1 protein-coding gene is annotated in these 2,462 nt (G+C 73.1%); it reads left to right on the plus strand.

Going from position 1 to position 2,462, the window contains the following annotated elements; translation table 11 throughout:
- Nucleotides 1-2,202: DEAD/DEAH box helicase (locus FGF04_RS38795; RefSeq protein ID WP_408055729.1), on the plus strand; the 2,202-nt coding region annotated here is incomplete at its 5' end.
- Nucleotides 2,203-2,462: the final 260 nt, after the last annotated feature.

A 2,462-nucleotide genomic window follows, 5' to 3' on the forward strand; every position in this document is an offset into this window, starting at 1 on the left:
GGCGGGGACGAGGCGGCGGCCGGGGGGTCCGTCGGTGTGGGGCGGCAGGCCCGGGAGGCCGTCGCGCGCGGGGAGCGGCTCGCCGGGCTCGCGCAGGGCGTCCTCGCCGATCACCGGCGTGCCCTGGAGCAGGTGCGGGCCGCTCTCGCGCCCCTCCTCGCCGAGCTGGTCGCCCAGGAACTCGAAGGGATTCCCGTCGCCCGGCTGAAGGACGTCACCGAGGGACGGCTGCGCCTCGGGGCGCTGGAGAACGCCGGATTCACCAGCGTACGGCCGGTGTTCGAGGCGAGCCGGTACCAGCTGCGGCAGATACCGGGCGTCGGGGCGCAGACCGCCGACCAGGCGCTCGCCGCCGCCCGGCAGCTCGCCCGGGCCCTCGAAGAGACCGTGTCCGTACGCATCGACGTCGACCACCCGGAGCCGCGGACCACCGCCCTGGTCATCGCGTTGCGGCGGATCGTGGAGGCCGGACCCGACCTGCGGCGGGCCGTGGACGCGGCCGGGGCGCTGGAGCGCAGGCTCACGGCGCTCCTGCCGCTGGCCCGGCCGGCCGGCGGACGGCTGCGCATGGCCCTGCTGGGCAGGACCGCGCGGGAGAAGGCGCTCGCGGCGGCGACCGAGGTACGGGCACTCGTCGCCGACGCCGTCTCCAAGGGCGTACCGATGCTGTTCGCGCAGGCATCCACCGACCTGCTGCGGGAGTCCGCGTCCGACGCCGAGGCGTGGGTGGACTTCGAGCTGCGGTCCGCGGAGTACTACAGCCAGCTCGCCGAGATCGCCGGCAGCGTGCCCGACGCCGAGGCGTCCGAGGGCTTCCTGCCGGCGGAGGTCGCCGACCGGGTGCACGCGCAGGGGCTCGACGACACCCACCGCCGGGTCTCGCTGCGCGGCTACCAGTCCTTCGGCGCGCGGTTCGCGCTCGCCCAGCGCCGGGTGGTCCTCGGCGACGAGATGGGTCTCGGCAAGACGATCCAGGCCATCGCCGTCCTCGCGCACCTGGCCGCCGAGGGGCACCGGCACTTCCTGGTGGTGTGCCCGGCGAGCGTCCTCATCAACTGGACGCGCGAGATCGGGGCCCGCAGCACCCTGCGCGCGGTGCCCGTGCACGGCCCCGACCGGCTGGACGCGTACGCCGAGTGGCGCGAGCGCGGCGGGGTCGCCGTCACCACCTTCGACGTGCTGCACAGCCTGCCCGACCCGAGGAAGGCCGAGACGCATCCGCTGGACGCGCCGGGTGCGCTCGTCGTCGACGAGGCCCACTACGTCAAGAMCCCCGAGGCCCGCCGCTCGCGCGCCGTCGCGCGCTGGACCGGCCGCTGCGAGCGGGTCCTGTTCCTCACGGGGACGCCGATGGAGAACCGGGTGGAGGAGTTCCGTGCGCTCGTCCGCCACCTCAGGCCCGAGCTGGTGCCGAGGATCCAGGGCAGCGACGCCGTCGCGGGGCCGCACACCTTCCGGCGGTCCGTCGCCCCCGCCTACCTGCGGCGCAACCAGCAGGACGTGCTCACCGAACTGCCCGCGCTGGTGCAGGTCGACGAGTGGGAGGAGCTCAGCGCCGCCGACCAGGACGCCTACCGGGAGGCCGTCGCGGCGGGGAACTTCATGGCGATGCGCCGGGCCGCGTACGCGCGTCCGGAGAAGTCGGCGAAGCTGCAGCGTGTACGGGAGCTGGTCGCGGAGGCTGCCGCCAACGAGGTCAAGGTTGTCGTCTTCTCGTACTTCCGGGACGTACTCGCCACCGTGCGCGAGGCGGTGGGCGAAGCCGTGGTGGGGACGGTCGCGGGCGGGGTGCCGGCCGCGCGGCGGCAGCGGACGGTCGACGAGTTCACGGACGCGGAGGGGCACGCGGTGCTGCTCTGCCAGATCGAGGCCGGCGGGGTGGGGTTGAACCTGCAGGCGGCGTCCGTGGTGATCCTGTGCGAGCCGCAGGTCAAGCCGACGCTGGAGCACCAGGCGGTTGCGCGGGCGCATCGGATGGGGCAGGTGCGGTCGGTGCAGGTGCACCGGATGCTGGCGACGGATTCCGTGGACGACCGGTTGCTGCACATTCTGGAGAGCAAGGAGCGGCTCTTCGATGTGTATGCGCGGCGCAGTGAGGTGGCTGAGGCTTCGCCGGATGCGGTGGATGTGTCCGACGGGGCCATTGCTCGGCGGATTGTGGAGGAGGAGCAGGAGCGGTTGGCTGCCGGCGGTTCCTTGTGATTTTGCGCGTGCGTGGGGAGGGGTGCGGGTGCGGGTGCGGGTGCGTCGTGGCTGGTCGCGCAGTTCCCCGCGCCCCTAAAAGATTGCGCAGTTCCCCGCGCCCCTGAAAGGCAAAAGATTGCGCCGTTCCCCGCGCCCCTGAAAGGCAAAAGATTGCGCCGTTCCCCGCGCCCCTGAAAGGCAAAAGATTGCGCCGTTCCCCGCGCCCCTAATCAGGTAGTGGCTGTAGGCCTGATTTCAGGCCTGCTCCGCATAGGGGG

This window comes from Streptomyces apricus, assembly GCF_008369065.1.
Taxonomy (GTDB): domain Bacteria; phylum Actinomycetota; class Actinomycetes; order Streptomycetales; family Streptomycetaceae; genus Streptomyces; species Streptomyces apricus.